Genomic DNA, 25,192 nt, shown 5'->3' on the forward strand with positions numbered 1-25,192 from the left:
GGCACGCGCCGCTCCCGTGCGGGGGAAGTTCGCACTCGGGGAGCGGGGAGGCGCGGCACGAATGGCCGTGTCGCGGGTGATCTTGGGGCGGGTGCTGTGCCAGGATGTGGCTCCTGCGAACGGCCCTGCGGGTTGCTGCGACCAACACGCCAGGGCCGTTCGTCACGCTCCGGCCGTCAGGGCCTCCAGGTCGAACTCACCGTCACGGACGCCGGCGGTGAAGGCCGCCCATTCGGCCGGGGTGAAGACCAGGATGGGGCCGTCCTGCTCCTTGCTGTCCCGCAGCGCGACGTTGCCGTCGGCCAGGGGGGCGACTTCGACGCAGCTGCTCGCGCCGTTGCAGAAGCTGCTCTTCTGCCATGCCGCCATCGTGGGTTGGGTGCGCATTTTCTCCCCAAATGGGTAAAGGGGCGCCATTGCCCCTTGATGTTGTTCTTTTCGCTAGCCCCGCCACATCATGGCCTTGCGCTGGATGAGCACGCGTGATTCGTCCTCGTCAAGCGCCTGCGACCTGATGTGCTCGAAGGCGGTCTCGTAACCAGCCACCCGTTCGAGATCTTCGACGAAGTGTGCAGTATAGAGCTGCTCCAGGTAGACCACATCGTCGAACTCCGCGAACTTCAGGTGAATGAACGCCCCGGTGTTGACCGGATGGAGCGCGTCCATCGGCAGCACCTGGACACTCACGTGCGGCAGCAGGGACAGCTCCAGAAGGTGCTCCATCTGCTCTCGCATCACCGAGGGCTCGCCGAATCGGCGCATCAGGGCCGGCTCGTCGAGCACGAAGCGCATCTGGCAGGGATCCGCCCGGTGCATGACCAGCCGCTGACGGTCGAGGCGGGCCTCGACCCGGCTCCGGACACCGCTGTGCGTGATGCGCACGATGCCGCGGACGGCCAGGATGACCTCTCGCGCGTAGTCCTCGGTCTGTAGGAGGCCGGGCACGATCTGGGGTTCCCAGTTGCGCTGAAAAGTGGCCTCCGCCTCCAACCCGAGGAATCTTGTGTATTCCTCGGGCAGAGCGTCTTCGTAATCCTCCCACCACCCACGCTGGTCCGCGTCTCGCAACAAGCCGAAGAGTTCTTCAAGTTTGTCGCCGTCGGCACCGTAGAGCTTGGCCATCGCCTTGACGTCTTCGGTGCTGGGCATGGTCTTGGCCGCTTCGATGCGGCTGATCTTGCTGGGCGACCAGCCGAGCTCGTGGGCGGCCTTGGAGCCGGTCAAACTGCGCCGCTCGCGCAGGAGGCGCAGCTCCTGGCCGAGTCTCAGCCTGCGGACGGTGGGGCTGCCCTGCTTCGATGGCACCGTCGACTCTCCTTGCCGGGAATGAAGGTGTAGCCGGAAGGGATCGTTTCGAGCCCGCCGTTCTGGGCCGTTCTCTTAATCTTACACTGCAACTTGCACGAGTACTGCCGCGAGGCCTTGCCAGAAGGCTGACATGGGTAGAGCGTAGAGGCAAGCAACGCTCCTCAGGGGAAAGGAGCCGGGGGCCGTGTTCGCCGTGTTCATCAACCCATTCCGCGCCTCTATGCGCCCGCGCTTATTGCGTGCAAGTTGCATTGACCTGTGCACCGCAAGACGTCGCACAATCTGCGAAGAAATTCCAATCTTTCTTGCGAAAGGTATTGCAGCAGGGCAGGGGCGGGAGGACGATCGTCCCAGGAAGGTTCACCTTCTCGCTGAAAGCGGCTCAGGCCGCCACACCGGCAACGTCGCCGTCCCGGATTCGAATCACCGCCCCAGGGAGGCCGCCTGCCGGAGGGATCTCGCACTCGCCTGAAGAATCGCCGCCGTCATCGCTCATCAGAGCACAGCGAATGCCGGACCGAGGCCAACGTACGCGCCCGCCGCATCAAGGGCTGCCACCCTGCGACGCGGCCGTCATCGGCCTGCAGTCCGGCGGAAAGAAGCCACCTCGAGTAATGCCGCGAAAGGGGTCTTCTATGTACTCACAAGGTACCAAGGGACTCGGTCGAATCAAGTCCCGGCTCCTGGAACACATCGCCTGGGCCGACAGGGAGATCTGCTGGGAGCCCGACGAGTTCGCCATGCGCAGGGGCTGGACCGTGACCAGGACCGGTTTCGGCGCCCGTCGCTACCGCGACCCACGCTTCGACCAGCTCAGGATCGCGCTCAAAGTGCCGGAGGAGGTGTCCTGACATGCCGAGGAACCCGCGCAACCAGATCTTCCCGGCCAACGAGGACCTGCCGGCCGCGCGCGGCGCGGGGCCGCTGGTGCGGCTCTGGCGCGCCCGCAGCGAGCTGCTGCTGGCCGCCGCACTCGCGCTGTTCGCGCTGACCACGCTGGGAGCCGCACAGGAGGGCAGCTGGCTGCCGTTCATCCTGCTGACCAGCGCCGTCTCCATGCCGGCTGCCACGAGGGCCGGCCGGTGCTGGCTGACCGCGCACTTCTGGTGCGTGGTGTCCCGGCACCGGCTGCAACGCACCTGCCTGGAGACCACCATGCACACCAGGGCGGGCCGGATCCCCCTGGTGCTGTGGATCACCCCGACCACCACGGGCGAGAAGGCGCTGATCCTGACCAGGGCCGGCATCAGCGCCGAGGAGTTCGGGGCGTACGCGGAGGAGATCGCCGCCGCCTGCTGGGCCAGGAGCGTCACGGTGCACCGGCACCGGGAGCGGGCCAACCTGGTGATCGTGGAGATCGTCCGGCGGGACGAGCTGCCGGGCGCCGTCTCCCCCGGGCTCGACCGGCTCTTCGGCCGCAGCGCGTGGGAAGCGCTCCGGCCCGGCCTCCGCGGCGATGTGCGCGAGGTGGAGGAGCCGCCCGATCTGAGCCGGCGGCTGGCGCTGCCGCAGCCGGGCTGAGGCTCCGGCGTCCGCCCGGGGCCAAGGGGCGGACGCCGGTACGAGGCCCCGGGGACCGCGGGGGCTCCGGGGCTTCCCAACGCCCTCTGCACCGAACGACGCGCCACCGAACGAGCATGCGGAACGGGCCTTCCCCGCGGAGGGCGTACGGGTGAAGATGAGTTCAGATGACGAACTCAGGAGTGGCGATGACCTCGACCGTCCACCGGACCTGCCCGCTGTGCGAAGCCGTCTGCGGGCTCACGCTCACCCTCGACGACGGCGGCCGGGTCACGAGCGTGCGCGGCGACCGCGACGACCCCTTCAGCAAGGGCTTCATCTGCCCCAAGGGCGCCAGTCTCGGCAAGCTGGACGAGGACCCGGACCGGCTGAGCAGGCCGCTGATCCGCGAGGGCGACGTGTGGCGCGAGGCGGGCTGGGACGAGGCGTTCGCCGCCGTGAAGCAGGGTTTCGACCGGGTGGTGGCGGCGCACGGCCGCCAGGCGACCGGCGTCTACCTGGGCAATCCGAACGCGCACACGATGGCCGGGACGCTCTACGGCACGCCGCTGATCAAGGCGCTGGGCACCCGCAACGTGTTCTCCGCCAGCACCGCGGACCAGATGCCCAAGCACGTGGCCAGCGGGCTGATGTTCGGCCATCCGATGACCGTCGCGGTGCCGGACCTGGACCGCACCGGCTACCTGCTCATGCTGGGCGCCAACCCGCTGGAGTCCAACGGCTCGCTCTGCACCGCGCCCGACTTCCCCGGCCGGCTCAAGGCCCTGCGGGCCAGGGGCGGGCGGCTGGTCGTGGTCGATCCGCGCCGCACCAGGACCGCCGCGCTGGCCGACGAGCACGTGTTCGTCCGGCCGGGCTCCGATGCGTACCTGCTGGCCGGGATCGCCCACACGCTGTTCGCCGAGGGTCTGACGGCCGTGCGGCAGCGGGTCAACGGGCTGGCCGAGGCGCGCGACGCGGTCAAGCACTTCCCGCCCGAGGCCGTCGCCCGCCGCACCGGCGTGCCGGCCGAGGTGATCGTACGGCTGGCCAGGGAGCTGGCGTCGGCCCCGGCCGCTGCCGTCTACGCCAGGATCGGCACCTGCACGGCCGAGTTCGGCACCCTGGCGCAGTGGCTGGTGGACGTGCTGAACGTGCTCACCGGCAACCTCGACAGGCCGGGCGGCGCGATGTTCCCCAAGCCCGCCACGGGTTCGGCGGGCCGGCGCAGGACGTACACGGTGGGCCGGTGGCGGAGCCGGGTGCGCGGGCTGCCTGAGGCGAACGGCGAGCTGCCGGTGGCCACGCTCGCCGACGAGATCGAGACGCCGGGCGAGGGCCAGATCCGGTTCCTGGTCACCGTGGCGGGCAACCCGGTGCTGTCCGCGCCGCACGGGTCCCGGCTGGACGAGGCGCTGGCCGGGCTCGACTTCATGGTGAGCGTGGACCCGTACCTGAACGAGACCACCCGGCACGCGCACGTCATCCTGCCGCCGCCGCGCGTGCTGCAGTCGGGGCACTACGACTTCGCGCTGCTGGGGTTCGCGGTGCGCAACTACGCGCGTTACTCGCCGCCGGCGCTGCCGCTGGACGGGCGGCCGTCCGAGGCGGAGATCCTGGCCAGGCTGACCATGATCGCCTCGGGGCTGGAGGGCGATCTGGACGAGTTCGTGATCGGGCAGACGCTGGCCAGGGCGGTCGGCACGCCGGGCTCCGGGGTCGAGGGGCGCGACGTGGCGGAGCTGCGGGCCGCGCTGGACGGCGACACGGGCGCGGAGCTGCGGCTGGACCTCATGCTCAGGCTCGGGCCCTACGGCGAGTGGTCGGGCGAGGGGGACCTGTCGCTGCGCAAGCTGCTGGACCATCCGCACGGGCTGGATCTCGGGCCGCTGGAGCCGCGCCTGGACGAGGTGCTCAACACCGCGTCGGGGCTGGTCGAGCTGGCCCCGCCCGAGATTCTCGGGGACGTGGAGCGGCTGCGTGCCGGGCTGGAGTCGGAGCCGCCCGACCTGGTGCTGATCGGGCGGCGGCACCTGCGCTCCAACAACAGCTGGATGCACAACGTGGGCCCGCTGGTGGGCGGCAGCAACACGTGCACGCTGCAGATCAACCCGGCCGACGTGGCCCGGCTCGGGCTGGGCGACGAGGCCGAGGTGCGCTCGGCGACGGGCCGGCTGACGGTGACGCTGGAGCCGACCGACACGATCATGCCGGGGGTGGTGAGCCTGCCGCACGGCTGGGGGCACACGGGGGGCGGCCAGCGCGTGGCGGCCGAGCACGCCGGGGTCAGCGCCAACGTGCTGACCGACGCGTCCACCCTGGATATTCTGTCCGGTAACGCAGTGTTCAACGGAGTTCCGGTAAGTATTTTGCCAACTGGGGTGATCACCGCACATTAGGGTGTCGCGCGTGACTATCGCACCAGAAGAGGACCGCCTGAACACACAGATCGCCTTCGCCGTCGAGATCGACAAGTTGAAGCGGATCATCCGCCGCAACCTGCTCATGGACGGCTCCAGGCGGGAGAACGACGCAGAGCACTCCTGGTACGTGGCCACGCTAGCCATGGTCCTGGGCGAGCACGCCCCGCCCGGGACCGACCTGCAGCGCGTGACGGCGATGCTGCTCGTGCACGACCTGGTCGAGATCGACGCGGGTGACACGTTCATCTACGACCCCGTCGCGGTGGCCGCGCAGGCGGAGGCCGAGCGGCAGGCCGCCGACCGGATCTTCGCGCTGCTGCCCGGCGACCAGGGGGCGCGGCTGCGCGAGCTGTGGGACGAGTTCGAGGCCAGGGAGACGCCCGAGGCGAGGTTCGCCAAGGCGCTCGACAGGTTCGCGCCGATCCTGGCCAACCATCACACCGAGGGCGGCACCTGGCAGCTGTTCAAGGTGACCTCGGCGATGGTGCTGGAGAAGGTCCGGATCATCGAGGAAGGCGCGCCCACGCTGGGCGCGTACGCCCGCGAGCTGGTCGAGCTCTCCGTCGCCCGGGGCCACCTGCCCGAGTGATGCCGGTAAGGCTGGGGTAGGGGAATGCCGTGAAAGAGACAGTTCGGGCGAGACGTCGGCAGTTGCGGCGTTTCGTGGGGCCGATCGACCTGACCGATCGGCTCGAGAGGTCCAAGTCCATGGACAGGCCGATCAGAGGGCTGGCCAAGGCCGTGCGCGCGCGCATCCGCCCGGGGCTGTTGCGTGACCTGCTGCACGGGGTGCCGACAGGCAAACCCGTGCATCCCCCGCTGGCCACGGTCACGCTGGGCTGCTGGATGTCCGCCACCCTGCTCGACGCGGCGAAGGCCGATCCCCGGGCGGTGCGGCTGCTGCTGGCCACCGGGATCGCCACCTCCCTGCCGACGGCGGCGGCGGGCATGACCGACTGGTCGTCGCTGCACATCGAGCAGCAACGCGTCGGCTTCATCCACATGCTGGCGAACGTGACCACGCTGGGCCTGTTCTCCGCCTCGCTGCTGGCCAGGATGCGCGGACGCGAGCAGGCCGGCCGGGCGCTGTCGTACGCCGGGCTCGGGATGGGGGCGCTGGGCGGCTATCTGGGCGGGCACCTGGCCTACCGGCTCGCCGCCGGGGCCAACCACGCCCCGCAGGTCACCCACCTAGTGCCGCTGGGCTGGCATGATCTGTGCCTGCTGACCGACCTTCCGGAGGGCAGGCCCGTCTCGCGGCGGCTGGGTTACATCGAGCTGTTCGTGCTGCGCCGCAACGACGCCGTCACCGTGCTGGTCGACCGGTGCCCGCATCTGGCCGGGCCGCTGCACCAGGGCAGGATCGTCATGGACGGCGACGAGCCGTGCGTGGTGTGCCCGTGGCACGGCAGCACGTTCCGGCTGGACGACGGCTCGGTGCGGCACGGGCCCGCGACGGCGCCCGCGCCGATGTTCGACAGCCGGGTACGCCGTGACGGCACCGTGCAGGTGCGGCCGAGCTTGACCTGAAGTCCACTTGAGATTTTATCGTCGGTCACATGATTCTGGTAACCGGTGCGACCGGCAACGTGGGCAGACATGTGGTGGCGCAACTCGCGGGAGCGGGCCTGCGGGTACGCGCTCTCGTGCGTGATCCCGGGCGGGCGGACCTGCCCGAGGGCGTGGAGGCGGTCAAGGGCGATCTCACCGCCCCGGAGACCCTGGCGCCCGCCCTCACCGGGGTGGAGAGCGTGTTCCTGGTGTGGCCCGGCTTCTCCGGCGAGGCGGCCAGGCCCGTGGTGGACCTCGTCGCCGCGCACGCCCGCCGCGTGGTCTACCTGTCGGCGAACGTCCCCGCCGGCACGCCCACCTTCCACGCCGACGTCGAGCGGCTGATCAGGGGCTCGGGGATCAACTGGACGTTCTTGCGGCCCGGCGGGTTCGCCGCCAACACGCTCGGCTGGGCCGACCAGATCAGGACCGGTGTCGTGCGCTGGCCGTACGGGCAGGCGTCCAGGTCGCTGATCCACGAGAAGGACATCGCGGCGGTCGCCGTGCACGTGCTGACCTCCGCCGGCCACAACGGGGCCGCCTACACGCTGAGCGGGCCGACCAGGCTGACGCAGGCCGAGCAGGTGGCGGTCATCGGGCGGGCGGTCGGGCGCGAGGTGCGCTGGGAGGACCAGGAGCCGCAGGAGGCCCGCGAGGCGCTGATGGCGGCCTGGGGCGACGCCGCGTTCGTCGACGGCGCGCTGAAGGCGTGGGGGCGGCTGGTGGACGAGCCCGAGGAGGTCACGCCCACCGTGGAGCGGCTGATCGGCCGGCCGGCGCTGCCGTTCGAGCAGTGGGCGGCCGATCACGTGGCGGACTTCCGCTGACGCTACTGCTCGTCGGCGGGGTGCTCCACCAGGGCGAGGATGCGGCTGGACATGAACCGCGCCGTGCGGATGGCCGTGCCGCTGCGGGTGACCTCGCTCACCTCGACGAGCCCCCGCCGCGTGGCCACCTCCACCCGGCGGCCCGCCCGGGTGGCGGCGACCTCGTAGGTACGCGGGGTGCCGCCCGCGTCGATGACGATCTCCACCCGATCACCCTTCATGTACGGATTTATACCCACAAAGCCCGAAATTTATCCGTACACCAGTTTGACAATCGCCACGACTCCCACCACCACGATCACCCCGCGCAGCACCGGGGCCGGGATGCGGCGGCCCACCTTGGCGCCCAGGAAGCCGCCCAGCATCGCGCCCAGCGCGACCGCCAGCACCGCCCACCAGTCGACCTCGGCGATCAGCGTGAACAGGACGGCGGCGGTGCCGTTCACGATCAGCGACAGCACGTTCTTGGCCGCGTTCACCCGTTGCAGTCCCTCGTCCAGGAACGCGCCGAGCAGCCCGATCAGCAGCACGCCCTGGGCCGCGCCGAAGTAGCCGCCGTACATGCCCGCGCCCAGCACGCCCAGCCAGAGCGCCATCCCGCCGTGCGGGTGCGCGTGCTCGCGCCGGGCCGCCAGCCAGCCGTTCAGCTTCGGCTGGAGCACCACCAGCACGCACGCCAGGCCGATGAGCACCGGCACGACGACCTTGAACACGTCCGGGTCCAGGTAGAGCAGCAGCACGCCGCCGGCCGCCGCGCCGATGGCCGACGCCACGCCCAGCCGCGCCAGCCTGGCCCGCTGCCCGCGCAGCTCGGCGCGGTAGCCGTAGGCGCCGGTGAACGAGCCGGGGACGAGCCCGACGTTGTTGGACACGTTCGCCACGATCGGGTCGATCCCGACCGCCACCAGCGTGGGGAACGTGATCAGCGACCCGGACCCGACAACCGCGTTGATCGCACCGGCCGCCACCCCGGCCGCCCACACGGCGACCACTTCCCACACTGTCACGCTGACCCTCCAGACCCGGCCGTTCGTGCCACCAGAGCCTAGAGGGGCGCCTTCCTGGGACAACGCCCGAGGGTGGGGCTCAGGCGGGCTTGTCGGGGTCGCGGGGGGAGAACAGGCCGCCCAGGCCCTCCAGCACCTTGCCCATCTCGGAGGGGACGATCCACAGCTTGTTCGCGTCGCCCTTGGCGATCTCCGGCAGGGTCTGCAGGTACTGGTAGGCGAGCAGGCGCTGGTCCGGGTTGCCCTCGTGGATGGCCTTGAACACCATGCCGATCGCGTCCGCCTGCCCCTTGGCCCGCATCGCCTCCGCCTCGGCCTCGGCCTGGGCGCGCAGCACGGCGGCCTCGGCGTCGCCGCGCGCCCGCAGGACGGCCGCCTGCTTGTCGCCCTCGGCGGCGAGGATGGCGGCCTGGCGCTGCCCTTCGGCGGTGAGCACGGCGGCGCGCTTGTCCCGGTCGGCCCGCATCTGCTTCTCCATCGAGTCCTGGATGGAGGCGGGCGGGTCGATGGCCTTGAGCTCGACCCGGTTGACCCGGATGCCCCACTTGCCGGTGGCCTCGTCGAGGGAGCCGCGCAGCTCGGTGTTGATCTCCTCGCGGGAGGTGAGCGTGCGTTCCAGGTCCATCCCGCCGACGACGTTGCGCAGGGTCGTGACGGTCAGCTGCTCGACGCCGACGAGGAAGTTGGCGATCTCGTACGTGGCGGCCTTGGGGTTGGTGACCTGGAAGTAGATGACGGTGTCGATGGAGACGACGAGGTTGTCGGAGGTGATCACCGGCTGCGGCGGGAACGAGACCACCTGCTCGCGCAGGTCGATCAGGTCCTTGATGCGGTCGATGAACGGCACCACCAGGTTGAGCCCCGGGGTCAGCGTGCGGTGGTAGCGGCCCAGGCGCTCGATGACGGCGGCCGTGGCCTGGGGGATGATGCGGATCGTCCGGGCGAGGCCGAAGCCCACCACCGCGACCACGACGAGGGCGACGATGAGCTGCTGCGTGGTCATGGCGACGCTCCGAAGCCGATATAGCGCGACTCGGTTGATGATATTTGGTTTCGCCGTTCCGTGACCGTTTTGATCGATTCCGGTTGACCATACTTCGCGAGCCGAAGTATGGTCCTGCGTCATGGCTGAAGGATCACGTGGGCTCAGCGAGCCCGCGTACTTCGTGCTCGCGGCGCTGCTCGACGGCCCCAAGCACGGGCACGCGATCATCAAGACGGTCCTGGCGCTCTCCGAGCACCGGGTCAAACTCCCCGTGGGCACGCTCTACGGCGCGCTGGACCGGCTGGCGGCCGGCGGCCTGGTCGTCCTGGACCGGGAGGAGACCGTCGACGGCCGCAGGCGCCGCTACTTCCGGCTCACCGAGGAAGGCGGCACGCAGCTCCGTGCCGAGGCCCTGCGCCTGCGCCAGGCGGCCTCGATCGTCATCGGGACGGCCCTGGCATGACGACGCTGGAACGCCAGTACCGGCTGCTGCTGCGCGCCTATCCGCACGGCTACCGGTCCGACCACGGCGGCGAGCTGCTGGACGTGCTGCTGGAGAGCACCGAGCCCGGCCGCCGGCTGCCCCCGGCGCGGGAGGCGGTCGCCCTGCTCGTCGCCGGCGCCCGCACCCGGCTCACGCAGGCCGCCCGCGGACGCGCCTGGCCGGACGGGCTGCACCTGGGCGTCACCGTGCTCACCCTGATCCAGCTCGCGACGCTCGTCCCGTACGCGGGGCGCGTCCCGCTGTGGGTCGCCGTGTCGGCCGCCGCCTTCCTGGCCGTGCTGCGCGGCCGGGTGCTGCTCGCGCTCCCCCTCGTCGCCGCCGCCGGGGTCAAGGTCTGGGGCATCACCCACGGCCGTCCGGTGCTGGACCACACGATCCTGCCCGTCTACCCCGATCCGCTCTGGGACGCCCCCGCGCTGTACGGCACCGGCGGCCCGATCGCCCCGGCCGTCTCGTACCTGGTGGCGGTCGCCGGGCTGGCGGTCCTGGCACTGCGGCGGGAGCCGGTGCGCGCCAGGTCGTGGGCCTGGGTGGCGGCGGCGCCGGTGCTCGCGGGCGCGGACCCCGCCTGGCTCGACGTGGGCGGCGGGCTGGGCGGCGGGTCCGTGCCCGTCGTGGCCCGGGTCGCCCTGGAGTCCGCCCTGCTCGCGGGGGCCGCCTGGGCGGGCCGGCTCACGGGCGACCACCGGTGGGCGATCGCCGCCGGCGCCTACCTGCTGCCCGCCCTCGCGATCCTCTTCGAGAACCTGGCCGCGCAGACCCGCCAGGACGCCGTCCACTGGATCGTGCTCCTCACGCTGACCCTGGTCGCCGCCGCGATGCCGCATCGCGGGCGCCGTCACGCCGTGCTCTGACCCCCTCCACTCCCCCAGGCGGCGTCGCTCCCGCGACGCGCGCCCGGTTCGCCATGCCCTCGAACGCAAGGAGCTCACCGTGCACCGACGACTCGCCGCCGCCGCCCTGCTGACCCTGGCGCTCGCCGCCTGCGGAAGCACGCCCGCCGCACAGCCCGAGGCGGCCCAGCCGTCACCCCAGGACCGCCAGCGTCAGCTCCAGACCGTGCTGGCCGACTGCATGAAGCAGAAGGGCTTCGAGTACGTCCCCTACGTCCCCCCGGCCGCCACGGTGACCGACGAGGAACGCAGGCGGGACTCGGGCGACTACGAGGCCACGAAGGCGCACCGGGCCAAGTACGGCTTCGGCGTCTGGTCGAGCATCGTCTACCCGAACGGCCCCGGCACGATGCCCCGAGACGCGGGCCCCTCGAACCCCAACGACAAGATCATCAGCTCACTGTCGGAAACCCAGACCGGCGCCTACTACGCGGCCCTGGACCCCTGCTACGCCAAGGCGGCCAAGCAGGCCCTCGGCAAGGACGTGAAGAGCAAGATGGACCTGTTCAAGCAGGGCGCCCAGACGGTCAAGCGCAACGTGGCCCGCGAGATCGACGGCGACCCCGGCCTGGTGGACCTGGCCGCCGCCATGGGCGACTGCCTCAAGGGCAAGGGCTACGCGGTCGCCTCGGCCAAGCCCTCGGCCCTGGCCCGGCGGGGGCCTGACCGGTTCCAGGACGAGATGACCGAGATCGGCCGCGAGCAGCAGCCGGGCATGGCCGGGTCCAAGAACGAGAACGCGATCATCATCCCGGAGATGACCGCCGACCAGGCCAGGCCGCACCTGGACAAGGAGATCAAGGCGGCACTGGACGACCTGGAGTGCGGCAAGGACTTCTACGCGGCCTACCAGCCGAAGAAGACCGAGATCGACCGCCGCATGCTGGAGGAGTTCGCCCTGGAGCGGTCGTGACCCGGCGTCCCCGGCGGGTGCTGGGCGGCGTCCTGGCCGGCGTGCTCGTCATCGCGGGCGCCGGCTGGGCGGTGGGCTCCCGGCTGCGCTCCCCCGCCGACGAGGCCGCCGCCCGCCAGGCGCCCGTGCCGTCGCTGGTGACCGCGCCGGTGCGGCGGCAGAAGCTGACCAGCACCGTCGCGGTCAGCGGCACCCTGGAGTACGGCTCGCCGCTGCCCGTCACGCTCGCCGGGGCGGTCGGCGGCTCGGCGGAGGCGCAGCGCGTCACCCGCGCCCCGCGTCCCGGCCGGCTCGCCGAGGGGTCGGTCCTGATGGAGGTCAACGGCCGGCCGGTGTTCGCGCTCGAAGGCAGGGTGCCGATGCACCGGACGATCGCCCCCGGCACCGAGGGCGCCGACGTCCGGCAGCTCCAGCGGGCGCTGCGGCGCTTCGGCCACGGCACGGCGGCCACCGGGGTGTTCGACGCCGCCACCGCCTCGGCTGTCCGGCGCTGGTACGCCAGGAAGGGCTACCGGGCCCAGGAACCCGACCTGACCGCCCGGCAGACGCTCGACCAACTCCGCCAGGCCGTACAGACCGCCGAGGAGACGCTGCTGACCGACCGCAAGGCGCTGGAGGCGGGCCGCGAGGTGCGGCCGCTCAAGGTCGCGCTTGACCACGCCCGCCAGGACCTGGCCGAGGCCGAGAGCGCGCTCGCCGAGGCCGAGCAGGCGGAGACGACCCCCGCGGACGAGGGCAGGCTCGATGCCCTGCACCAGGCCGTACGCGCCGCCGAAGAGGAACTGCTGGCCGCCCGCCAGGCGCTCGGCGCGGCCAAGCCCGAGGACGACAGGCGGCTGCTGGAGCTCAAGGCGGCCAACGCCGAGCGGGACCTGGAGTCGGCGCGGCGGGCCGTGGACCTCTTCCTGGAGGAGGCCGCGACCGCCAGGGACGCGCGCCTGGCGGAGCTCCGCAAGGCCGTCAGGACCGCCGAGGAGGCCGTGCTCACCGCAGGCCAGGCGCTGAAGCGCGCCAAGGAGACCTCGCCGCTGCGCCTGAAGATCGCCAACGGGCGCCGGAACGTGGCGAGCGCGCGGGCCACGCTGGCCGAGTACCGCAGGACGTACGGGGTCAGCGTCCCGCCCGGCGAGATCGTGTTCCTCCCGAAACTGCCCGCCCGGCTGCACAAGGCCGAGGCGCGGGCCGGCGAACGGGTCGAGGACGAGGTGGCCACCGTCACCAACACCGCGTTCATGGTCACCGGCTCCGTCGGCGAGGCCGAAGGCAGGCTGCTCAAGCCCGGCATGGCCGCGGTGGTCGAGCTGTCCGACGGCCGCGCGTACCGGGCGCGGCTGACCGCCAAGGGCCCCGGCGCGCGGGTGGACAAGGCCGCGGACGCGGAGCCCGGCGTGGGCACGGTGCCCGTCCTCATCACGCCCGCCGCCGCGAAGGGCCTGCGCGCCGCCGTGGGCGCGCCGGTGACCGTGAAGATCGCCGTGGGCTCGACCAGGAGCGCGGTGCTGACCGTCCCCGTCACGGCGGTGGTCACCTCGGCCGACGGCCGGGCGCGGGTGCGCGTGGAGAGCGCCCCCGACCGCGCCCAGGACGTCGAGGTGCGCACCGGGCTCACCGCGCACGGAACCGTCCAGATCACCCCGGTACGGGCGGCCGCGCTCAAGGAGGGCGACCGGGTGGTGGTCAGCGATGGATGACCCGGTCATCCGGCTCACCGACGTCAGCCGGGAGTTCCCCGCCGACCCGCCCGTGCGGGCGCTGCACCGGGTGTCGCTGAGCGTGGCGAAGGGCGACTACGTGGCCGTCGTGGGCCCGTCGGGCTCCGGCAAGTCCACGCTGCTCAACACGCTGGGCCTGCTCGACCGGCCCACCTCGGGGTCGTACCGGCTGGACGGGATCGAGACGACCACGCTGAAGGACGGCGCCAGGACCCGGGTGCGCGGCAGCCGGATCGGCTTCGTGTTCCAGGCGTTCCACCTGCTCCCGCACCGGACCGTGCTGGAGAACGTGGCCCTGGCCGAGGTGTACGGCGGCGACCGGCGCAACCGGTGGCGGCGCGCCGAACGGGCGCTGGAGCGGGTGGGGATGACGCACCGCGCCGGGTTCATGCCCGGACGCCTGTCGGGCGGCGAGAGGCAGCGCGCCGCCATCGCCCGCGCGCTGATGGGGCGGCCCTCGCTGCTGCTGTGCGACGAGCCCACCGGCAACCTCGACAGCCGCAACACCGCCCTGGTCCTCGACCTGCTCGACGAGCTGCGCGAGCAGGGGCACACGATCGTGGTCATCACCCACGAGGACGAGGTGAGCGCGCGTGCCGGACGGCGGGTGCGCATCACCGACGGCATCCTGACGGAGGAGTGAACGGGTGGATCCGCGCGATCTCTGGACGGAGGCCCTCGCCGGCGTGCTGGCCCGTCCGCTGCGCTCGGCCCTGACGACGCTCGGCACCGTGATCGGCATCGCCACGCTGGTCGTCACGCTGGGCGTCGCCGGCACGGCGGGCAACCAGATCGTCGGCCGGTTCGACGAGCTGACCGCGACCGCGCTCACCGTCGAGGTGCCGCGGGACGACGACCCGCTGGTCACCTGGGAGGCCGCCGATGAGCTCACCCGGCTGCGCGGCGTCGCCGCCGTCACCGCGATCGCCCAGACGGAGGAGAGCTCCAACCTGACGGTGACGGCCAACGCCCTGGTGGACCCCACCCGGATCACCGGCCAGTCGCTCGCCGTCGTGGCCGCCACGCCGAGCCTGCCGCAGGCCGCCCGGGGCCGGATGGTCCGGGGCCGCTTCTTCGACGCCGGGCACGTGCGGCGCGGCGACCGCGTGGCCGTGCTCGGCGAGCAGGCCGCGCGGATGCTCGGCATCAGCGGCCTGGACGGACAGCCCGCGATCTTCGTCGACGGCCGCCCCTACAGCGTCATCGGCGTCGTCGGCGACCTGAAGCGGGAGCGCATCCTGACCGGCGCCGTCATCGTGCCGCCCACGGCCGGCGCCGAGTTCGGGCTGCGCGACGTCACCCGCGTGCTGGTCGCCACCGACCTCGGGGCCGCCGACCTGGTCGCCCGCCAGGCCCCGCTCGCGCTCAGCCCCGCCGACCACGCCCTGCTCCAGGTCGTCAAGCCGCCCAGCCCCGAACGGGCCCGCGACGGCGTCCAGAACGACCTCAACGGCCTGTTCCTCGTCCTCGGCCTGGTGTCGCTGGTGGTCGGCGCGGTCGGCATCGCCAACGTCACGCTCGTCACCGTGATGGAACGGGTGCCCGAGATCGGGCTGCGCCGGGCGCTCGGCGCCGCCCGCAGGCACGTCGCCGGCCAGTTCCTGCTGGAGTCGACGCTGGTCGGGCTGGCCGGCGGGGTGATCGGGACCAGCGTGGGCGTCGCCGCCGTCGTCACCGTGTCGGCCGTCCAGCGCTGGACGCCGCTGCTCGACGTCCGCCTCGCCCTGGCCGCGCCGGTCGCGGGCGCGCTGGTCGGCCTGCTGGCCGGGCTCTACCCGGCGCTGCGGGCGGCCCGGCTGGAGCCGGTCGAGGCGCTGCGCTAGTACGGCCTGACGTACCAGCGGCCCTGGGCGCTGCGGTCGAGGGCGAGCGGCACGCCGAACGTCTGCGACAGGTTGTCGGCCGTCATCACGTGCTCCAGCGGCCCCTGAGCCACCACCGAGCCGTGACGCAGCAGCAGCCCGTGCGTGAACCCGGCCGGGATCTCCTCCACGTGATGCGTCACCAGCACCAGCGCGGGCGAGCGGTAGTCGCCCGCGAGCACCGACAGCCGCCGCACCAGGTCCTCGCGCCCGCCCACGTCGAGCCCGGCCGCCGGCTCGTCGAGCAGCAGCATCTCCGGGTCGGGCATGAGCGCGCGGGCGATCTGCACCCGCTTGCGCTCACCCTCCGACAGCGAGGCGAACCGCCGCCGGATCAGGTGGGCGGCGCCCATCATGTCGATCAGCTCGACGGCCCGCGTGACGTCGTTGGAGTCGTACTCCTCCGTCCACCGCCCCAGCAGCGCGTAGGAGGCGGTGAGGACCAGGTCGATGACCTTCTCGTCCGGCGGGATGCGCTCGGCCAGCGCGGAGCTGGCCAGCCCGATGCGCGGGCGCAGGTCGAACACGTCGGCCACGCCGATGCGCTCCCCCAGCACCTCGGCCACCCCGTCGCTGGGATGCAGCAGCGTGGCCGCCACCTGCAGCAACGTCGTCTTCCCCGCCCCGTTCGGCCCGAGCACGACCCAGCGTTCGTCCTCCTCGACCGTCCAGTCGATGCCGCGTAGCAGGGTCGCCCCGTCGCGCCTGTAGGCGACATCCTGGAACCGCAGCACCTGACCACCCATCCCCGTTCCTCCTCCAGGAGTGACCCTTGGGACAAACCTATTGCAGGGCGAGCGCTTATCGTGGATCGGTGCACCCTGAATCGCCTGTCTGTGCCGCGCTCGTCGCCTGGGGGAACGCCTGGCTCGCCGGTCATGTCGGTCTTGACGAGGCCGTCGACCACGTCGAAGCCGTCGGCGGGCCTACCGTCGCCGGCGAGGTGCCGCTGCGCCGCTACCTGGCAAACCTGCGTGCCGACCGGCTCGCCGAGCTCCGCCTGGCGCTCCCGGCGCCCGGCGACCCGCTCGGGCTGTCCGGGCCGCCGTCGTTCAACTCCGCCGCGGTCGACGCCGGGCAGGCCGTCATCGCGGTGCTGCCCGACCGGTGTCTCGGCCTGGTCCCGTCGCTCGATCTGCGCGGGTCGTCCTATGTCGGCGTACGGCTGGACGTACAGGAAACCGGGCCCGCCCGGCAGGACCTGCCGTCGGTGGCCGAGGCCGAACGGGAGCTGTCGGAGGCCATGCGGTCGGCCACGCAGGCGCTCACGTCCGTCGGCGGGCCCGCGCAGAGCCGCCCCGAACACGTCGGGCAGGGCGGCGAGCTCGCCCCCGGCTATCCGGGGCGCGCCCACCGCGTGTCGGCGCTCGCCACGCGGCTCGGCGCGGTGCTGCGGCTGGCCGAGGAGCGCGGGCTCACCGCGGGCCAGCTCGCCGACGCCGGGGCCGCCCTGCGTGAGCTGGACCGCGCCGTGCGCCGCGCCGTCGTGGCCGCGCACCACGCGATCTTCGAGCCGGTCAGGAACGAGCAGGGACGCTGATCAGGTCAGGCCGTGCCGGACCGCGTAGAGCGCGGCCTGGGTCCGGTCCTGCACACCCAGCTTCATCAGCACGTTCGACACGTGCGTCTTGACCGTCTTCTCCGCGACCGCCAGGCTGCGGGCGATCTCCCGGTTGGACCGGCCCGCCGCGATCAGCGCCAGCACCTCCCGCTCGCGCTCGGTCAGCGGCACCGACGTGGGCACGCCCGAGCCGCCGCCGTTGAGCATCGCCTCCGCCGCCTCCGGCGCCAGCAGCACCTGGCCCTCGTGCACGGCGCGCACGGCCTGCACGAGCGCGGTCGGGTCGACGTCCTTGTAGAGGAACCCCGACGCGCCCGCGCGCATCGCCGGCCCCACGTCGGACCGGTCGCTCACCGAGGTCAGCACCAGCACCCGGGTCGCCGCGCCGGTCAGCCTGCCGAGCGCGCCGAGGCCGTCGAGCACCGGCATCTTCAGGTCGAGCAGCAGCACGTCGGGCGCGAGCTCGCCGACCAGGGCGACGGCCTGCTCCCCGTCGGCCGCCTCGCCCACCACCGTGATGTCGTCCTGCAGGTCGAGGAAGGTGCGCAGCCCCTGCCGCACCACCGGATGGTCGTCGGCGATCAGCACCCGGATCACACGTCCACCTCCACGCGTACGGTCGTCCCACGGCCGGGGGCGGACTCGACGCTCATCCGCCCGCCCACCGACTCGGTCCTGTCACGCATCGACACCAGGCCGAGCCCCCGGGTCTCGCCGTGCTCGAAGCCGCTGCCGTTGTCGTGCACGGTCAGCACCAGCCTCCCGCCCTCGTGCGACAGCTTGGCGGCCACCTCGGAGGCGCCGGAGTGCCTGAGCGCGTTGTGCAGCGCCTCCTGCGCCACCCGCAGCACCACCACCTCCGACTCCGAGCCCAGCGGCGGCACCTCGGCGCACTCGTAGCTGACCGAGGCCGGGTGCAGCCGGTCGAGCATGCGCACGTGCTTGCGCAGCGTCTCCGACAGCCCGTGCCGGTCGAGCTCCGCCGGGCGCAGCTCCACGATCACCGCGCGCAGCTCCGCCAGCGCCTCGCCGGCCAGCCGCTGCACCCGCTCCAGCTCGGCGGCGGCCTTGTCCGGGGCGCTCTCCACCAGCGCGGCGGCGGCCTGCGCGGTGAGCCGGAGCGAGAACAGCTTCTGCGTGACGGCGTCGTGCAGGTCGCGCGCCATCCGGTTGCGCTCCTCCAGCATGGCCAGCTCGCGGCCCCGCTCGTACAGCCTCGCGTTGGTCAGCGCGATGGCCGCGTGCGCGGCGAACAGCGTCAGCAGCTCCTGGTCGGCCTGGGTGAAACCGCCGGGCGTGCGCTTGTTGGCCAGGAAGATGATGCCGAGCGTCTGGCGGCCGTCGAGGATGGGGACGCCGAGGAAGTCCTTCATCACCGGATGCGCCTTCGGCCAGTATTCGAACCGCTCGTCCTCGCGCAGGTCGGGCAGCCGGACCGGGACCCCGTCGCGGAGCATCGCGCCGAGCATGCCATGCTGGCGGGGCAGCGGGCCGATCGCGTCCCACTGCTTGTCGGTGATGCCCTCGGCGACGAACTCGGCGAACGAGCCGTCGTCATCGGGCACGCCGAGCGCCGCGTAGCGGGCGTCCAGCAGCCGCTGCGCCGAGCGCACGATGACCTGCAGCACCTCCCGCACCGACAGGTGCCGGGTGACCGCGAGCACGGCGGAGCTCACCGCCTGCAGGATCTCGTCTCGGTCCGCCGTCACGCGGTCCACTCTAAGGTCCTAGGACGAAGTGCCCAGCCGCGGGCGGGGCCAGCGGCCGATGTGCCCGCGTCCGCCGGTTCCTACCGTCGAGTCATGACGAACACCGCACTCATCACCGGCGCCTCCCGCGGTCTCGGCCTCGCCCTGGCCAGGTCCCTGGCGGGCGCCGGCTGGAACCTCGTGCTCACCGCCAGAGGAGCGGCCGACCTCGACCGGGCCGCCGCCGAGCTGGGCGCCACCGCGCTGCCCGGCGACGTGCGCGATCCGGCCCACGTCGCCCGCCTCGCGGCGGCCGTACCCGAGCTGGACCTGCTGGTGAACAACGCCAGCGGGCTCGGCGCGACCCCGCTGCCGTCGCTGGCCGCGTATCCGCTGGCCGAGTTCAGGGAGCTGCTGGAGACGAACGTGACCGCGCCCCTGGCGCTCGTCCAGGCCACGCTGCCCGCGCTGCGCGCCCGGCGCGGCGCCGTCGTGAACGTCTCCTCCGACGCCGCCACCGGCGCCTACCCGGGCTGGGGCGGCTACGGCGCCACGAAGGCCGCGCTCGACCAGCTCTCCAACGTGCTCGCCGCCGAGGAGCCCGGCCTGGCCGTCTGGTGGGTCGACCCCGGCGAGATGAACACCCGCATGCTGGCCGACGCCGTGGGCGCCGACGAGGCCGCCGCCGCGGGCGACCCCGCCAAGGTCGCCGCCACGCTGCACGACCTGATCAGGACCCGGCCCGCGAGCGGCAGGGTGAGCCTGCAATGAGCACGGCACTCGACTTCGCGCTCCCGCCCGCGCTGTCCGCCCACGAGCCGCCCGAGGCGCGCGGGCTGACCAGGGACGGGGTACGGCTGCTGGTCTCCCCCGGCGCGGGCGAGCCCCTGCACCGGCGCTTCACCGACCTGCCCGGCCTGCTCTCTCCCGGCGACCTGATCGTGGTCAACAACTCCGCGACCCTGCCGGCCGCCGTCCGGCTGGACCGGCTCGCGGTGCACTTCTCCACCGCGCGCGACGACGGCACCTGGCTGGTCGAGCTGCGCCGCCGTACGTCCACCGCGTCGGAGCCGTACCTGGGCGGCGAGGCAGGCGAGTGGCTGCCGCTGCCGGGACGCGCCACGCTGCGGCTGCTCGGCCGGGAGACGCCGCGCCTGTGGCGGGCCGCCCTCGACCGCGACGTGCCCGCCTACCTGCGCGAGCACGGCGCTCCCATCCGCTACTCGTACGTGGAGCGCGACTGGCCGCTGGACGCCTACCAGACCGTGTTCGCGACCGTGCCGGGCAGCGCCGAGATGCCCAGCGCCGGGCGGCCGTTCTCCGCCGAGCTGGTGACCGCGCTGGTGGCCGGCGGCATCGGCATCGCGCCCATCACCCTGCACACCGGCGTGGCCTCACCCGAGAAGGACGAGCCCCCGTACGCCGAGCGCTACGAGGTGCCCGAGTCCACCGCCCGGCTGGTCAACCTGGCCAGGCGGAGCGGCGGCCGGGTGGTGGCGGCGGGCACGACCGTGGTGCGCGCGCTGGAGACCGCCGCGGGCGCCGACGGGCGGGTGTCGGCCTCGACCGGCTGGACCACCCGCGTCGTCACGCCCGACGACGGCGTCCGCGCGGTCACCGGGCTGATCACCGGCCTGCACGAGCCGCGCTCCAGCCACCTGCAGATGCTCACCGCCATCGCCGGCGAGGAGCCGCTCAGGCGGGCCTACGAGGCGGCGATACGGGAGGGGTACCTGTGGCACGAGTTCGGCGACACCCACCTGATCCTCTCGGCATAGGAGGGCACCTGGTACGCGAGCACACGAACGGGCGCAGTACCGTGGCTGAATGTGGACCAGCGCACCCTCCTGATCACATTTACCGGCCCTGACCGCCCGGGCGTTACTTCGAGACTTTTCTCCGTCCTGTCTGGTTTTCCGGTGACCGTGGCCGACATCGAGCAGGTTGTCATCCGCGGCAGGCTCACCCTCGGCGTGCTCGTCGCCTACGCCGGCGGCCCCTCCACCGGCACCGGCACCACGCTCGGCGCCATGTGGACCGCCGTCGAGCAGATCGCCGAGGACCTCGGCATGGAGGTCGAGCTCTCCACCGGCTCCACGGCCAAGGAACAGCGCCGCCGCGGCCGGCTGTCGGTCAGCGTCCTCGGCCCCACCCTCCAGCCCGCCGCCATCGCCGGCATCGCCGGGCGCATCGCCGCCGCCGGCGCCAACATCGACCGCATCGAACGCCTCGCCCAGTGGCCCGTCACCTGCATCGAGCTGTCCGTCTCCGGCGCCAACCCCGACGCCCTGCGCATCGAGCTCGCCGCCGAGGCCGCCCTCCAGCAGGTCGACGTCGCCGTGCAGCGCACCGGGCTGTCCCGGCGGGCCAAGCGGCTCATCGTCATGGACGTCGACTCCACCCTCATCCAGGGCGAGGTCATCGAGCTGCTCGCCGCCCACGCCGGCTGCCTCGACGAGGTCGCCCGCGTCACCGAGGAGGCCATGCGCGGCGAACTCGACTTCGCCGAATCGCTGCGCCGCCGCGTCGCCCTCCTCGAAGGGCTGCCCGCCGAGGTGTTCGAGCAGGTGCGCAAGGAAGTCGTGCTCACCCCCGGCGCCCGCACCCTCGTCCGCACCCTCAAGCGGCTCGACTACCGCTTCGCCATCGTCAGCGGCGGCTTCACCCAGATCACCGACGCGCTCGTCGACGACCTCGGCATCGACTACTCCGCCGCCAACGTGCTCGAAGTCGTCGACGGCAAGCTCACCGGCCGCGTCGTCGGCGAGATCGTCGACCGCCCCGGCAAGGCCAGGGCCCTGGAGCGGTTCGCCAAGGAGGCCGGGCTGCCCATCAGCCAGACCGTCGCCATCGGCGACGGCGCCAACGACCTCGACATGATCGCCACCGCCGGGCTCGGCGTCGCCTTTAACGCCAAACCCGTCGTCCGGCAGGCCGCCGACACCGCCGTCAACACGCCCTACCTCGACTCCATCCTCTACCTGCTCGGCATCTCCCGGGACGAGGTCGAGGCCGCCGACGCCGAGGACGCGCTGCTCACGGCTCCTTGGGGTCCCACAGCGTGACCAGGCGGCCGCCGCCCGGCCACAGCTCCGCCCACGCCGACTCCACCTCCACCACCGCGAACGCCCCAGGCCGGAAGCCGAAATCGCCGCCCGTGAGCTGCATCGCCAGATCCAGGGCGCCCGGATTGTGCCCGCACAGCACCACCGTCCGGCGCTCCGGATCCGCCCTGCGCACGATCTCCAGCAGCTCCTCCGGCCAGGCGCCGTAGACGTCCCGCTGGTAGTCGACCTCGACGCCCGGGAAGGCCAGCTCCGCGGTGCGCGTGGTGCGCCGGCTCGGCGAGCAGATCACCAGGTCGGGCTCCAGGCCCAGCGCCCTGATCTCCGCCCCCGCCCGCACCGCGTCACGCTCGCCCCGCTCCGTCAGCGGCCGCTCCCGATCCGAGACGCCGGCGTCCTGGGCGGCCTTGGCGTGCCGCAGCACGATCAACGTACGCGGCCCCGTCATCTCGACGCCCACACGGCCAGCCCTACGAGCACCGCCAGGATCGCCAGCATCGCGAGCAGGATGATGGCCAGCGTCTTCCCGCCGTTGGGCGGCTTCTCGTCCATCCGCCCAGTTTCCCATCGGGGCCGCCCGCCCGGCGAACACCCCTCCCGGATGACCACGGCCGCACCGTAAGAACGCCCGGGGGCGGGCGTTCGCGTGCGGGTCGGGAGGGGACGGGGCCGGTCGGGAGGGCTGCGCGCCGACACCGTCTCCGGCCGCATCACCGCCGACCTGCGGCTGCGTCCGACCGGGCACGTCACGCGCCCGGGGCGGGGCGCTCCTGGGTCGGTCGGGAGGCCACGGGGACGGGGCGGGGCCCCCGCTCACGGGCCGGTCGGGAGGCTACGGGGCGGGTGCTCACCGGGGCCGGCACTGCGAACGCCCGCCCCCAGGTTCGGGAGCGGGCGTTCGCGGGCGGGTCAGGAGGCTACGGGCTCCTGCTCGCGGTGGTTGTCGTTGTTGGCCGGCTCGGCGTTCACCGAGCGGCGCTTGGAGACGATGATGGCCACGACCACCACGCCCACGGCCACCACGGTCATCCCGATGCGCAGCATCGCGTTGTCCGCGTACAGCACCACGGCCGGCGCGACCAGGAGCGCCACCAGGTTCATCACCTTGATCAGCGGGTTGATGGCCGGACCGGCGGTGTCCTTGAACGGGTCGCCGACGGTGTCGCCGATGACCGTGGCCGCGTGGGCCTCGGACCCCTTGCCGCCGTGGTGACCGTCCTCGACGAGCTTCTTGGCGTTGTCCCAGGCGCCGCCCGAGTTGGACAGGAACACCGCCATGAGCGTGCCGCACGCGATGGCCCCGGCGAGGAACGCGCCCAGCGGCGCGTAACCCATCGCGAAGCCGACCGCGATCGGCGTCATGACCGCCAGCAGGCCGGGCGTGGCCAGCTCGCGCAGCGAGTCGCGGGTGCAGATGTCGACGACGCGCCCGTACTCGGGCTTCACGCTGCCGTCCATGATGCCCGGGTTGTTGCGGAACTGGTCGCGTACCTCGAAGACCACGCGCATCGCGGCGCGGCCGACGGCCGAGATCGCCAGCCCGGAGAACAGGAACACCACCGCGGCGCCGATGATGAGACCCACCAGCACGTTCGGCGCGTCGATGCCCAGGTTGAACCCGGCGCCCTGCGGCAGCTCGCTCTCCACGGCCGTCCGGAACGCCCCGAACAGCGCCGTGGCCGCGAGCACCGCCGTGGCGATCGCGATGCCCTTGGTGATGGCCTTGGTGGTGTTGCCGACCGCGTCGAGACTGGTGAGGACGCGGGCGCCCTCGCCCTCGACGTCGCCGGACATCTCGGCGATGCCCTGCGCGTTGTCGGAGACCGGGCCGAAGGTGTCCATGGAGACGATGACGCCGACGGTGGTCAGCAGGCCGGTGCCGGCGAGCGCGACCGCGAACAGCGCGACCGTCACGTTGCCGAACCCGAGCAGGAACGCGCCGTAGACCGCGCCGCCGATGATCAGCGCCGAGTAGACGGCCGACTCCAGGCCGACGCTGATGCCGGCCAGGATGACGGTCGCCGGGCCGGTCGCCGAGCTCTCGCCGATCTCGCGCACCGGGCGGCGGTTGGTCTCGGTGAAGTAGCCGGTGAGCAGCTGGATGGCGCTGGCCAGGACCAGGCCGATGAGCACCGCGCCGATGGCGATGATCCGCGGGTCGGCGTCGGACTGCACCGCCGCGCCGCTCAGGCCGCTGAAGCTGCTGGGCAGGTACCAGAACGCGGCGGCGGCGACCAGCACCGCCGAGATCGCCGCGGAGATGAAGAAGCTGCGGTTGATCGCGGCCATCCCGTTGCGGTCGCGGTCGCGCATGCGGGTGACGAAGATGCCGATGATCGCGGTGAGCACGCCGATCATCGGGACGATCAGCGGGAAGATCAGCCCTTCCTCGCCGAAGGCCACCCGGCCCAGGATGAGGCTCGCGACGAGCATGACGGCGTAGGACTCGAACAGGTCGGCCGCCATGCCGGCGCAGTCGCCGACGTTGTCGCCCACGTTGTCGGCGATGGTCGCGGCGTTGCGCGGGTCGTCCTCGGGGATGCCCTGCTCGACCTTGCCGACCAGGTCGGCGCCCACGTCGGCGGCCTTGGTGAAGATGCCGCCGCCGACACGCATGAACATCGCGAGCAGCGCGGCGCCGAAGCCGAAGCCTTCGAGCACGCCCGGCGCGTTGCCCTGGTAGAAGAAGACGACGACGGCCGCGCCCAGCAGGCCGAGGCCCACCGTGAACATGCCGGCCACGCCGCCGGTGCGGAACGCGATGCGCATCGCGCGCTTCTCGCCCGATTCGCGGGCGGCCGCGGCGACGCGCACGTTGCCGCGCACGGCCAGCCACATGCCCATGAACCCGGTCAGCGCGGAGAACACCGCCCCGACCACGAAGAAGATCGAGCGGCCGACACGTACGTCGGTCTCGCCCGGAAGCAGCAGCAACAGGAAGGGGATCACGACGACGAAGATCGCCAGCGTACGGAACTGCCGCGTCAGGTATGCGGCTGCCCCTTCCTGCACGGCACGGGCGATGTTCTGCATGCGCTCCGTGCCCTGGTCAGCGGCCAGCACCTCGCGCACCAGACCGCCGGCGACGGCTAGCGCGATCAGCGCGACCGCGGCGACCACGATCACAATGGTGAGATTGCTCGAACTCAGGGCCAGATTGGACGCTGGCTCCAGTGCCAGCAGATGGCTTGACATCGTTCTCCTCGGCAAGACCGGTCGTCCTGCCCGGGCGGTGCTGCAATATCGGCGGGCGGTGCGGCACCATCCGGGTTGTGGGTGCCGCTTCCGGTTGAATCCGCAGTGTGCGCCGGATCACCTTGGCCGGTGCCGGGAGTCTACGCAGGGGATTCGCAGATATGAAGGCTCTGAGGGCGGGCATTTGCGCGCCTGTC

The 25,192-nt window shown here is 72.4% G+C and carries 26 protein-coding genes; 16 read left to right on the forward strand and 10 right to left on the reverse strand.

The window, feature by feature from the left end:
- Nucleotides 1–162: 162 nt before the first annotated feature.
- Both AB0J53_RS02070 and AB0J53_RS02075 read right to left on the reverse strand, forming a co-directional pair.
- The gene (locus tag AB0J53_RS02070; RefSeq protein WP_364167925.1) at nucleotides 163–387 is read right to left on the reverse strand and encodes a DUF397 domain-containing protein; all 225 of its coding nucleotides are present in this window, start codon (nucleotides 385–387) and stop codon (nucleotides 163–165) included.
- A gap of 54 nt (nucleotides 388–441) precedes the next feature.
- Nucleotides 442–1,305, reverse strand: a complete 864-nt coding sequence (locus AB0J53_RS02075) for a helix-turn-helix transcriptional regulator (RefSeq protein WP_219509576.1) — start codon at nucleotides 1,303–1,305, stop codon at nucleotides 442–444.
- Nucleotides 1,306–1,943: 638 nt separating this feature from the next.
- Here AB0J53_RS02075 and AB0J53_RS02080 point away from each other — a divergent pair.
- The 6 genes from AB0J53_RS02080 to AB0J53_RS02105 all read left to right on the forward strand — a co-directional run bounded on the left by AB0J53_RS02080 (nucleotide 1,944) and on the right by AB0J53_RS02105 (nucleotide 7,609).
- Nucleotides 1,944–2,159, forward strand: coding sequence for a hypothetical protein (locus AB0J53_RS02080; protein WP_219509575.1), 216 nt, complete (start codon nucleotides 1,944–1,946; stop codon nucleotides 2,157–2,159).
- A gap of 1 nt (nucleotide 2,160) precedes the next feature.
- Complete coding sequence (locus AB0J53_RS02085) at nucleotides 2,161–2,829, forward strand: hypothetical protein (protein ID WP_364167927.1); 669 nt, start codon at nucleotides 2,161–2,163, stop codon at nucleotides 2,827–2,829.
- A 167-nt stretch (nucleotides 2,830–2,996) separates the two neighbouring features.
- Nucleotides 2,997–5,207, forward strand: a complete 2,211-nt coding sequence (locus AB0J53_RS02090) for a molybdopterin-dependent oxidoreductase (RefSeq protein ID WP_364167929.1) — start codon at nucleotides 2,997–2,999, stop codon at nucleotides 5,205–5,207.
- Nucleotide 5,208: 1 nt separating this feature from the next.
- On the forward strand, nucleotides 5,209–5,820 hold the full coding sequence (locus AB0J53_RS02095) for an HD domain-containing protein (protein ID WP_219509573.1): 612 nt from the start codon (nucleotides 5,209–5,211) through the stop codon (nucleotides 5,818–5,820).
- Nucleotides 5,821–5,939: 119 nt separating this feature from the next.
- The gene (locus AB0J53_RS02100) at nucleotides 5,940–6,761 is read left to right on the forward strand and encodes a Rieske 2Fe-2S domain-containing protein (RefSeq protein ID WP_219509572.1); all 822 of its coding nucleotides are present in this window, start codon (nucleotides 5,940–5,942) and stop codon (nucleotides 6,759–6,761) included.
- Nucleotides 6,762–6,790: 29 nt separating this feature from the next.
- The gene (locus AB0J53_RS02105; RefSeq protein ID WP_364167932.1) at nucleotides 6,791–7,609 is read left to right on the forward strand and encodes an NAD(P)H-binding protein; all 819 of its coding nucleotides are present in this window, start codon (nucleotides 6,791–6,793) and stop codon (nucleotides 7,607–7,609) included.
- Between the two features lie 2 nt (nucleotides 7,610–7,611).
- On the opposite strand, the gene AB0J53_RS02110 is transcribed toward AB0J53_RS02105, so the two are convergent.
- The 3 genes from AB0J53_RS02110 to AB0J53_RS02120 form a co-directional block, all read right to left on the reverse strand.
- Nucleotides 7,612–7,830 (reverse strand): hypothetical protein, encoded by a 219-nt coding sequence (locus AB0J53_RS02110; RefSeq protein ID WP_357584728.1) that lies wholly within the window; start codon nucleotides 7,828–7,830, stop codon nucleotides 7,612–7,614.
- A 30-nt stretch (nucleotides 7,831–7,860) separates the two neighbouring features.
- Complete coding sequence (locus AB0J53_RS02115; protein WP_364167934.1) at nucleotides 7,861–8,616, reverse strand: sulfite exporter TauE/SafE family protein; 756 nt, start codon at nucleotides 8,614–8,616, stop codon at nucleotides 7,861–7,863.
- A 79-nt stretch (nucleotides 8,617–8,695) separates the two neighbouring features.
- Nucleotides 8,696–9,619, reverse strand: coding sequence for an SPFH domain-containing protein (locus AB0J53_RS02120; RefSeq protein ID WP_364167936.1), 924 nt, complete (start codon nucleotides 9,617–9,619; stop codon nucleotides 8,696–8,698).
- 121 nt (nucleotides 9,620–9,740) lie between these two features.
- Here AB0J53_RS02120 and AB0J53_RS02125 point away from each other — a divergent pair, with 121 nt between their 5' ends.
- The 6 genes from AB0J53_RS02125 to AB0J53_RS02150 all read left to right on the forward strand — a co-directional run bounded on the left by AB0J53_RS02125 (nucleotide 9,741) and on the right by AB0J53_RS02150 (nucleotide 15,447).
- Nucleotides 9,741–10,064: a PadR family transcriptional regulator gene (locus tag AB0J53_RS02125; RefSeq protein WP_219509567.1), complete on the forward strand. Its 324-nt coding sequence runs from the start codon at nucleotides 9,741–9,743 to the stop codon at nucleotides 10,062–10,064.
- The gene (locus AB0J53_RS02130; protein WP_364167938.1) at nucleotides 10,061–10,960 is read left to right on the forward strand and encodes a hypothetical protein; all 900 of its coding nucleotides are present in this window, start codon (nucleotides 10,061–10,063) and stop codon (nucleotides 10,958–10,960) included. Before AB0J53_RS02125 ends, AB0J53_RS02130 begins: the two co-directional genes overlap by 4 nt.
- Before the next feature lie 79 nt (nucleotides 10,961–11,039).
- Nucleotides 11,040–11,912 carry a hypothetical protein gene (locus AB0J53_RS02135; protein WP_364167940.1) on the forward strand — a complete coding sequence of 291 codons (873 nt, stop codon included), beginning with the start codon at nucleotides 11,040–11,042 and terminating at the stop codon, nucleotides 11,910–11,912.
- Complete coding sequence (locus AB0J53_RS02140) at nucleotides 11,909–13,603, forward strand: peptidoglycan-binding protein (protein WP_364167942.1); 1,695 nt, start codon at nucleotides 11,909–11,911, stop codon at nucleotides 13,601–13,603. Before AB0J53_RS02135 ends, AB0J53_RS02140 begins: the two co-directional genes overlap by 4 nt.
- Entirely contained in the window at nucleotides 13,596–14,267 is a 672-nt protein-coding gene (locus AB0J53_RS02145; protein WP_219509564.1) for an ABC transporter ATP-binding protein, read from the forward strand. Before AB0J53_RS02140 ends, AB0J53_RS02145 begins: the two co-directional genes overlap by 8 nt.
- A 4-nt stretch (nucleotides 14,268–14,271) precedes the next feature.
- Nucleotides 14,272–15,447 (forward strand): ABC transporter permease, encoded by a 1,176-nt coding sequence (locus tag AB0J53_RS02150; RefSeq protein ID WP_364167944.1) that lies wholly within the window; start codon nucleotides 14,272–14,274, stop codon nucleotides 15,445–15,447.
- Here AB0J53_RS02150 and AB0J53_RS02155 read toward each other — a convergent pair.
- Complete coding sequence (locus AB0J53_RS02155) at nucleotides 15,444–16,232, reverse strand: ABC transporter ATP-binding protein (RefSeq protein ID WP_219509562.1); 789 nt, start codon at nucleotides 16,230–16,232, stop codon at nucleotides 15,444–15,446. The genes AB0J53_RS02150 and AB0J53_RS02155 overlap by 4 nt on opposite strands.
- A gap of 68 nt (nucleotides 16,233–16,300) precedes the next feature.
- Here AB0J53_RS02155 and AB0J53_RS02160 point away from each other — a divergent pair, with 68 nt between their 5' ends.
- Nucleotides 16,301–17,026 carry a hypothetical protein gene (locus AB0J53_RS02160; RefSeq protein ID WP_219509561.1) on the forward strand — a complete coding sequence of 242 codons (726 nt, stop codon included), beginning with the start codon at nucleotides 16,301–16,303 and terminating at the stop codon, nucleotides 17,024–17,026.
- Here the strand turns inward: AB0J53_RS02160 and AB0J53_RS02165 are convergent, their stop codons facing one another.
- Both AB0J53_RS02165 and AB0J53_RS02170 read right to left on the reverse strand, forming a co-directional pair.
- Nucleotides 17,027–17,644 carry a response regulator transcription factor gene (locus tag AB0J53_RS02165; protein ID WP_364167947.1) on the reverse strand — a complete coding sequence of 206 codons (618 nt, stop codon included), beginning with the start codon at nucleotides 17,642–17,644 and terminating at the stop codon, nucleotides 17,027–17,029.
- Nucleotides 17,641–18,756 carry a GAF domain-containing sensor histidine kinase gene (locus AB0J53_RS02170; protein WP_364167948.1) on the reverse strand — a complete coding sequence of 372 codons (1,116 nt, stop codon included), beginning with the start codon at nucleotides 18,754–18,756 and terminating at the stop codon, nucleotides 17,641–17,643. Before AB0J53_RS02170 ends, AB0J53_RS02165 begins: the two co-directional genes overlap by 4 nt.
- A 93-nt stretch (nucleotides 18,757–18,849) precedes the next feature.
- Here AB0J53_RS02170 and AB0J53_RS02175 point away from each other — a divergent pair, with 93 nt between their 5' ends.
- Genes AB0J53_RS02175 through serB form a run of 3 tightly spaced genes read left to right on the forward strand, consistent with a single transcriptional unit; the run spans nucleotide 18,850 to nucleotide 21,800 of the window.
- A complete protein-coding gene (locus AB0J53_RS02175) occupies nucleotides 18,850–19,506 on the forward strand; it encodes an SDR family oxidoreductase (protein ID WP_219509558.1) in 657 nt (218 codons plus the stop codon).
- Complete coding sequence (locus AB0J53_RS02180) at nucleotides 19,503–20,513, forward strand: S-adenosylmethionine:tRNA ribosyltransferase-isomerase (RefSeq protein WP_364167950.1); 1,011 nt, start codon at nucleotides 19,503–19,505, stop codon at nucleotides 20,511–20,513. The genes AB0J53_RS02175 and AB0J53_RS02180 overlap by 4 nt, the downstream gene beginning before the upstream one ends.
- 51 nt (nucleotides 20,514–20,564) lie before the next feature.
- On the forward strand, nucleotides 20,565–21,800 hold the full coding sequence (gene serB / locus AB0J53_RS02185; RefSeq protein WP_219509556.1) for a phosphoserine phosphatase SerB: 1,236 nt from the start codon (nucleotides 20,565–20,567) through the stop codon (nucleotides 21,798–21,800).
- Here the strand turns inward: serB and AB0J53_RS02190 are convergent.
- Together AB0J53_RS02190 and AB0J53_RS02195 are read right to left on the reverse strand one after the other, a co-directional pair.
- Nucleotides 21,772–22,260: a histidine phosphatase family protein gene (locus AB0J53_RS02190; protein WP_364167952.1), complete on the reverse strand. Its 489-nt coding sequence runs from the start codon at nucleotides 22,258–22,260 to the stop codon at nucleotides 21,772–21,774. The two genes, serB and AB0J53_RS02190, sit on opposite strands and share 29 nt — an antisense overlap.
- Nucleotides 22,261–22,709: 449 nt before the next feature.
- On the reverse strand, nucleotides 22,710–24,995 hold the full coding sequence (locus AB0J53_RS02195; protein ID WP_364167954.1) for a sodium-translocating pyrophosphatase: 2,286 nt from the start codon (nucleotides 24,993–24,995) through the stop codon (nucleotides 22,710–22,712).
- Between the last annotated feature and the right edge of the window lie 197 nt (nucleotides 24,996–25,192).

Source organism: Nonomuraea sp. NPDC049725, assembly GCF_040674795.1.
In the GTDB taxonomy this organism is placed as follows: domain Bacteria; phylum Actinomycetota; class Actinomycetes; order Streptosporangiales; family Streptosporangiaceae; genus Nonomuraea; species Nonomuraea ceibae.

Excerpts from the sequence above, each read along its gene's own strand:
- AB0J53_RS02120 (WP_364167936.1), bottom strand. The coding sequence starts at position 9,619 with ATGACCACGCAGCAGCTCATCGTCGCCCTCGTCGTGGTCGCGGTGGTG.
- AB0J53_RS02180 (WP_364167950.1), top strand. The coding sequence starts at position 19,503 with ATGAGCACGGCACTCGACTTCGCGCTCCCGCCCGCGCTGTCCGCCCAC.
- AB0J53_RS02110 (WP_357584728.1), bottom strand. The coding sequence starts at position 7,830 with ATGAAGGGTGATCGGGTGGAGATCGTCATCGACGCGGGCGGCACCCCG.
- AB0J53_RS02105 (WP_364167932.1), top strand. The coding sequence starts at position 6,791 with ATGATTCTGGTAACCGGTGCGACCGGCAACGTGGGCAGACATGTGGTG.
- AB0J53_RS02175 (WP_219509558.1), top strand. The coding sequence starts at position 18,850 with ATGACGAACACCGCACTCATCACCGGCGCCTCCCGCGGTCTCGGCCTC.
- AB0J53_RS02125 (WP_219509567.1), top strand. The coding sequence starts at position 9,741 with ATGGCTGAAGGATCACGTGGGCTCAGCGAGCCCGCGTACTTCGTGCTC.
- AB0J53_RS02155 (WP_219509562.1), bottom strand. The coding sequence starts at position 16,232 with ATGGGTGGTCAGGTGCTGCGGTTCCAGGATGTCGCCTACAGGCGCGAC.
- AB0J53_RS02195 (WP_364167954.1), bottom strand. The coding sequence starts at position 24,995 with ATGTCAAGCCATCTGCTGGCACTGGAGCCAGCGTCCAATCTGGCCCTG.
- AB0J53_RS02145 (WP_219509564.1), top strand. The coding sequence starts at position 13,596 with ATGGATGACCCGGTCATCCGGCTCACCGACGTCAGCCGGGAGTTCCCC.
- AB0J53_RS02130 (WP_364167938.1), top strand. The coding sequence starts at position 10,061 with ATGACGACGCTGGAACGCCAGTACCGGCTGCTGCTGCGCGCCTATCCG.
- AB0J53_RS02085 (WP_364167927.1), top strand. The coding sequence starts at position 2,161 with ATGCCGAGGAACCCGCGCAACCAGATCTTCCCGGCCAACGAGGACCTG.
- AB0J53_RS02080 (WP_219509575.1), top strand. The coding sequence starts at position 1,944 with ATGTACTCACAAGGTACCAAGGGACTCGGTCGAATCAAGTCCCGGCTC.
- AB0J53_RS02090 (WP_364167929.1), top strand. The coding sequence starts at position 2,997 with ATGACGAACTCAGGAGTGGCGATGACCTCGACCGTCCACCGGACCTGC.
- AB0J53_RS02070 (WP_364167925.1), bottom strand. The coding sequence starts at position 387 with ATGCGCACCCAACCCACGATGGCGGCATGGCAGAAGAGCAGCTTCTGC.
- AB0J53_RS02100 (WP_219509572.1), top strand. The coding sequence starts at position 5,940 with ATGGACAGGCCGATCAGAGGGCTGGCCAAGGCCGTGCGCGCGCGCATC.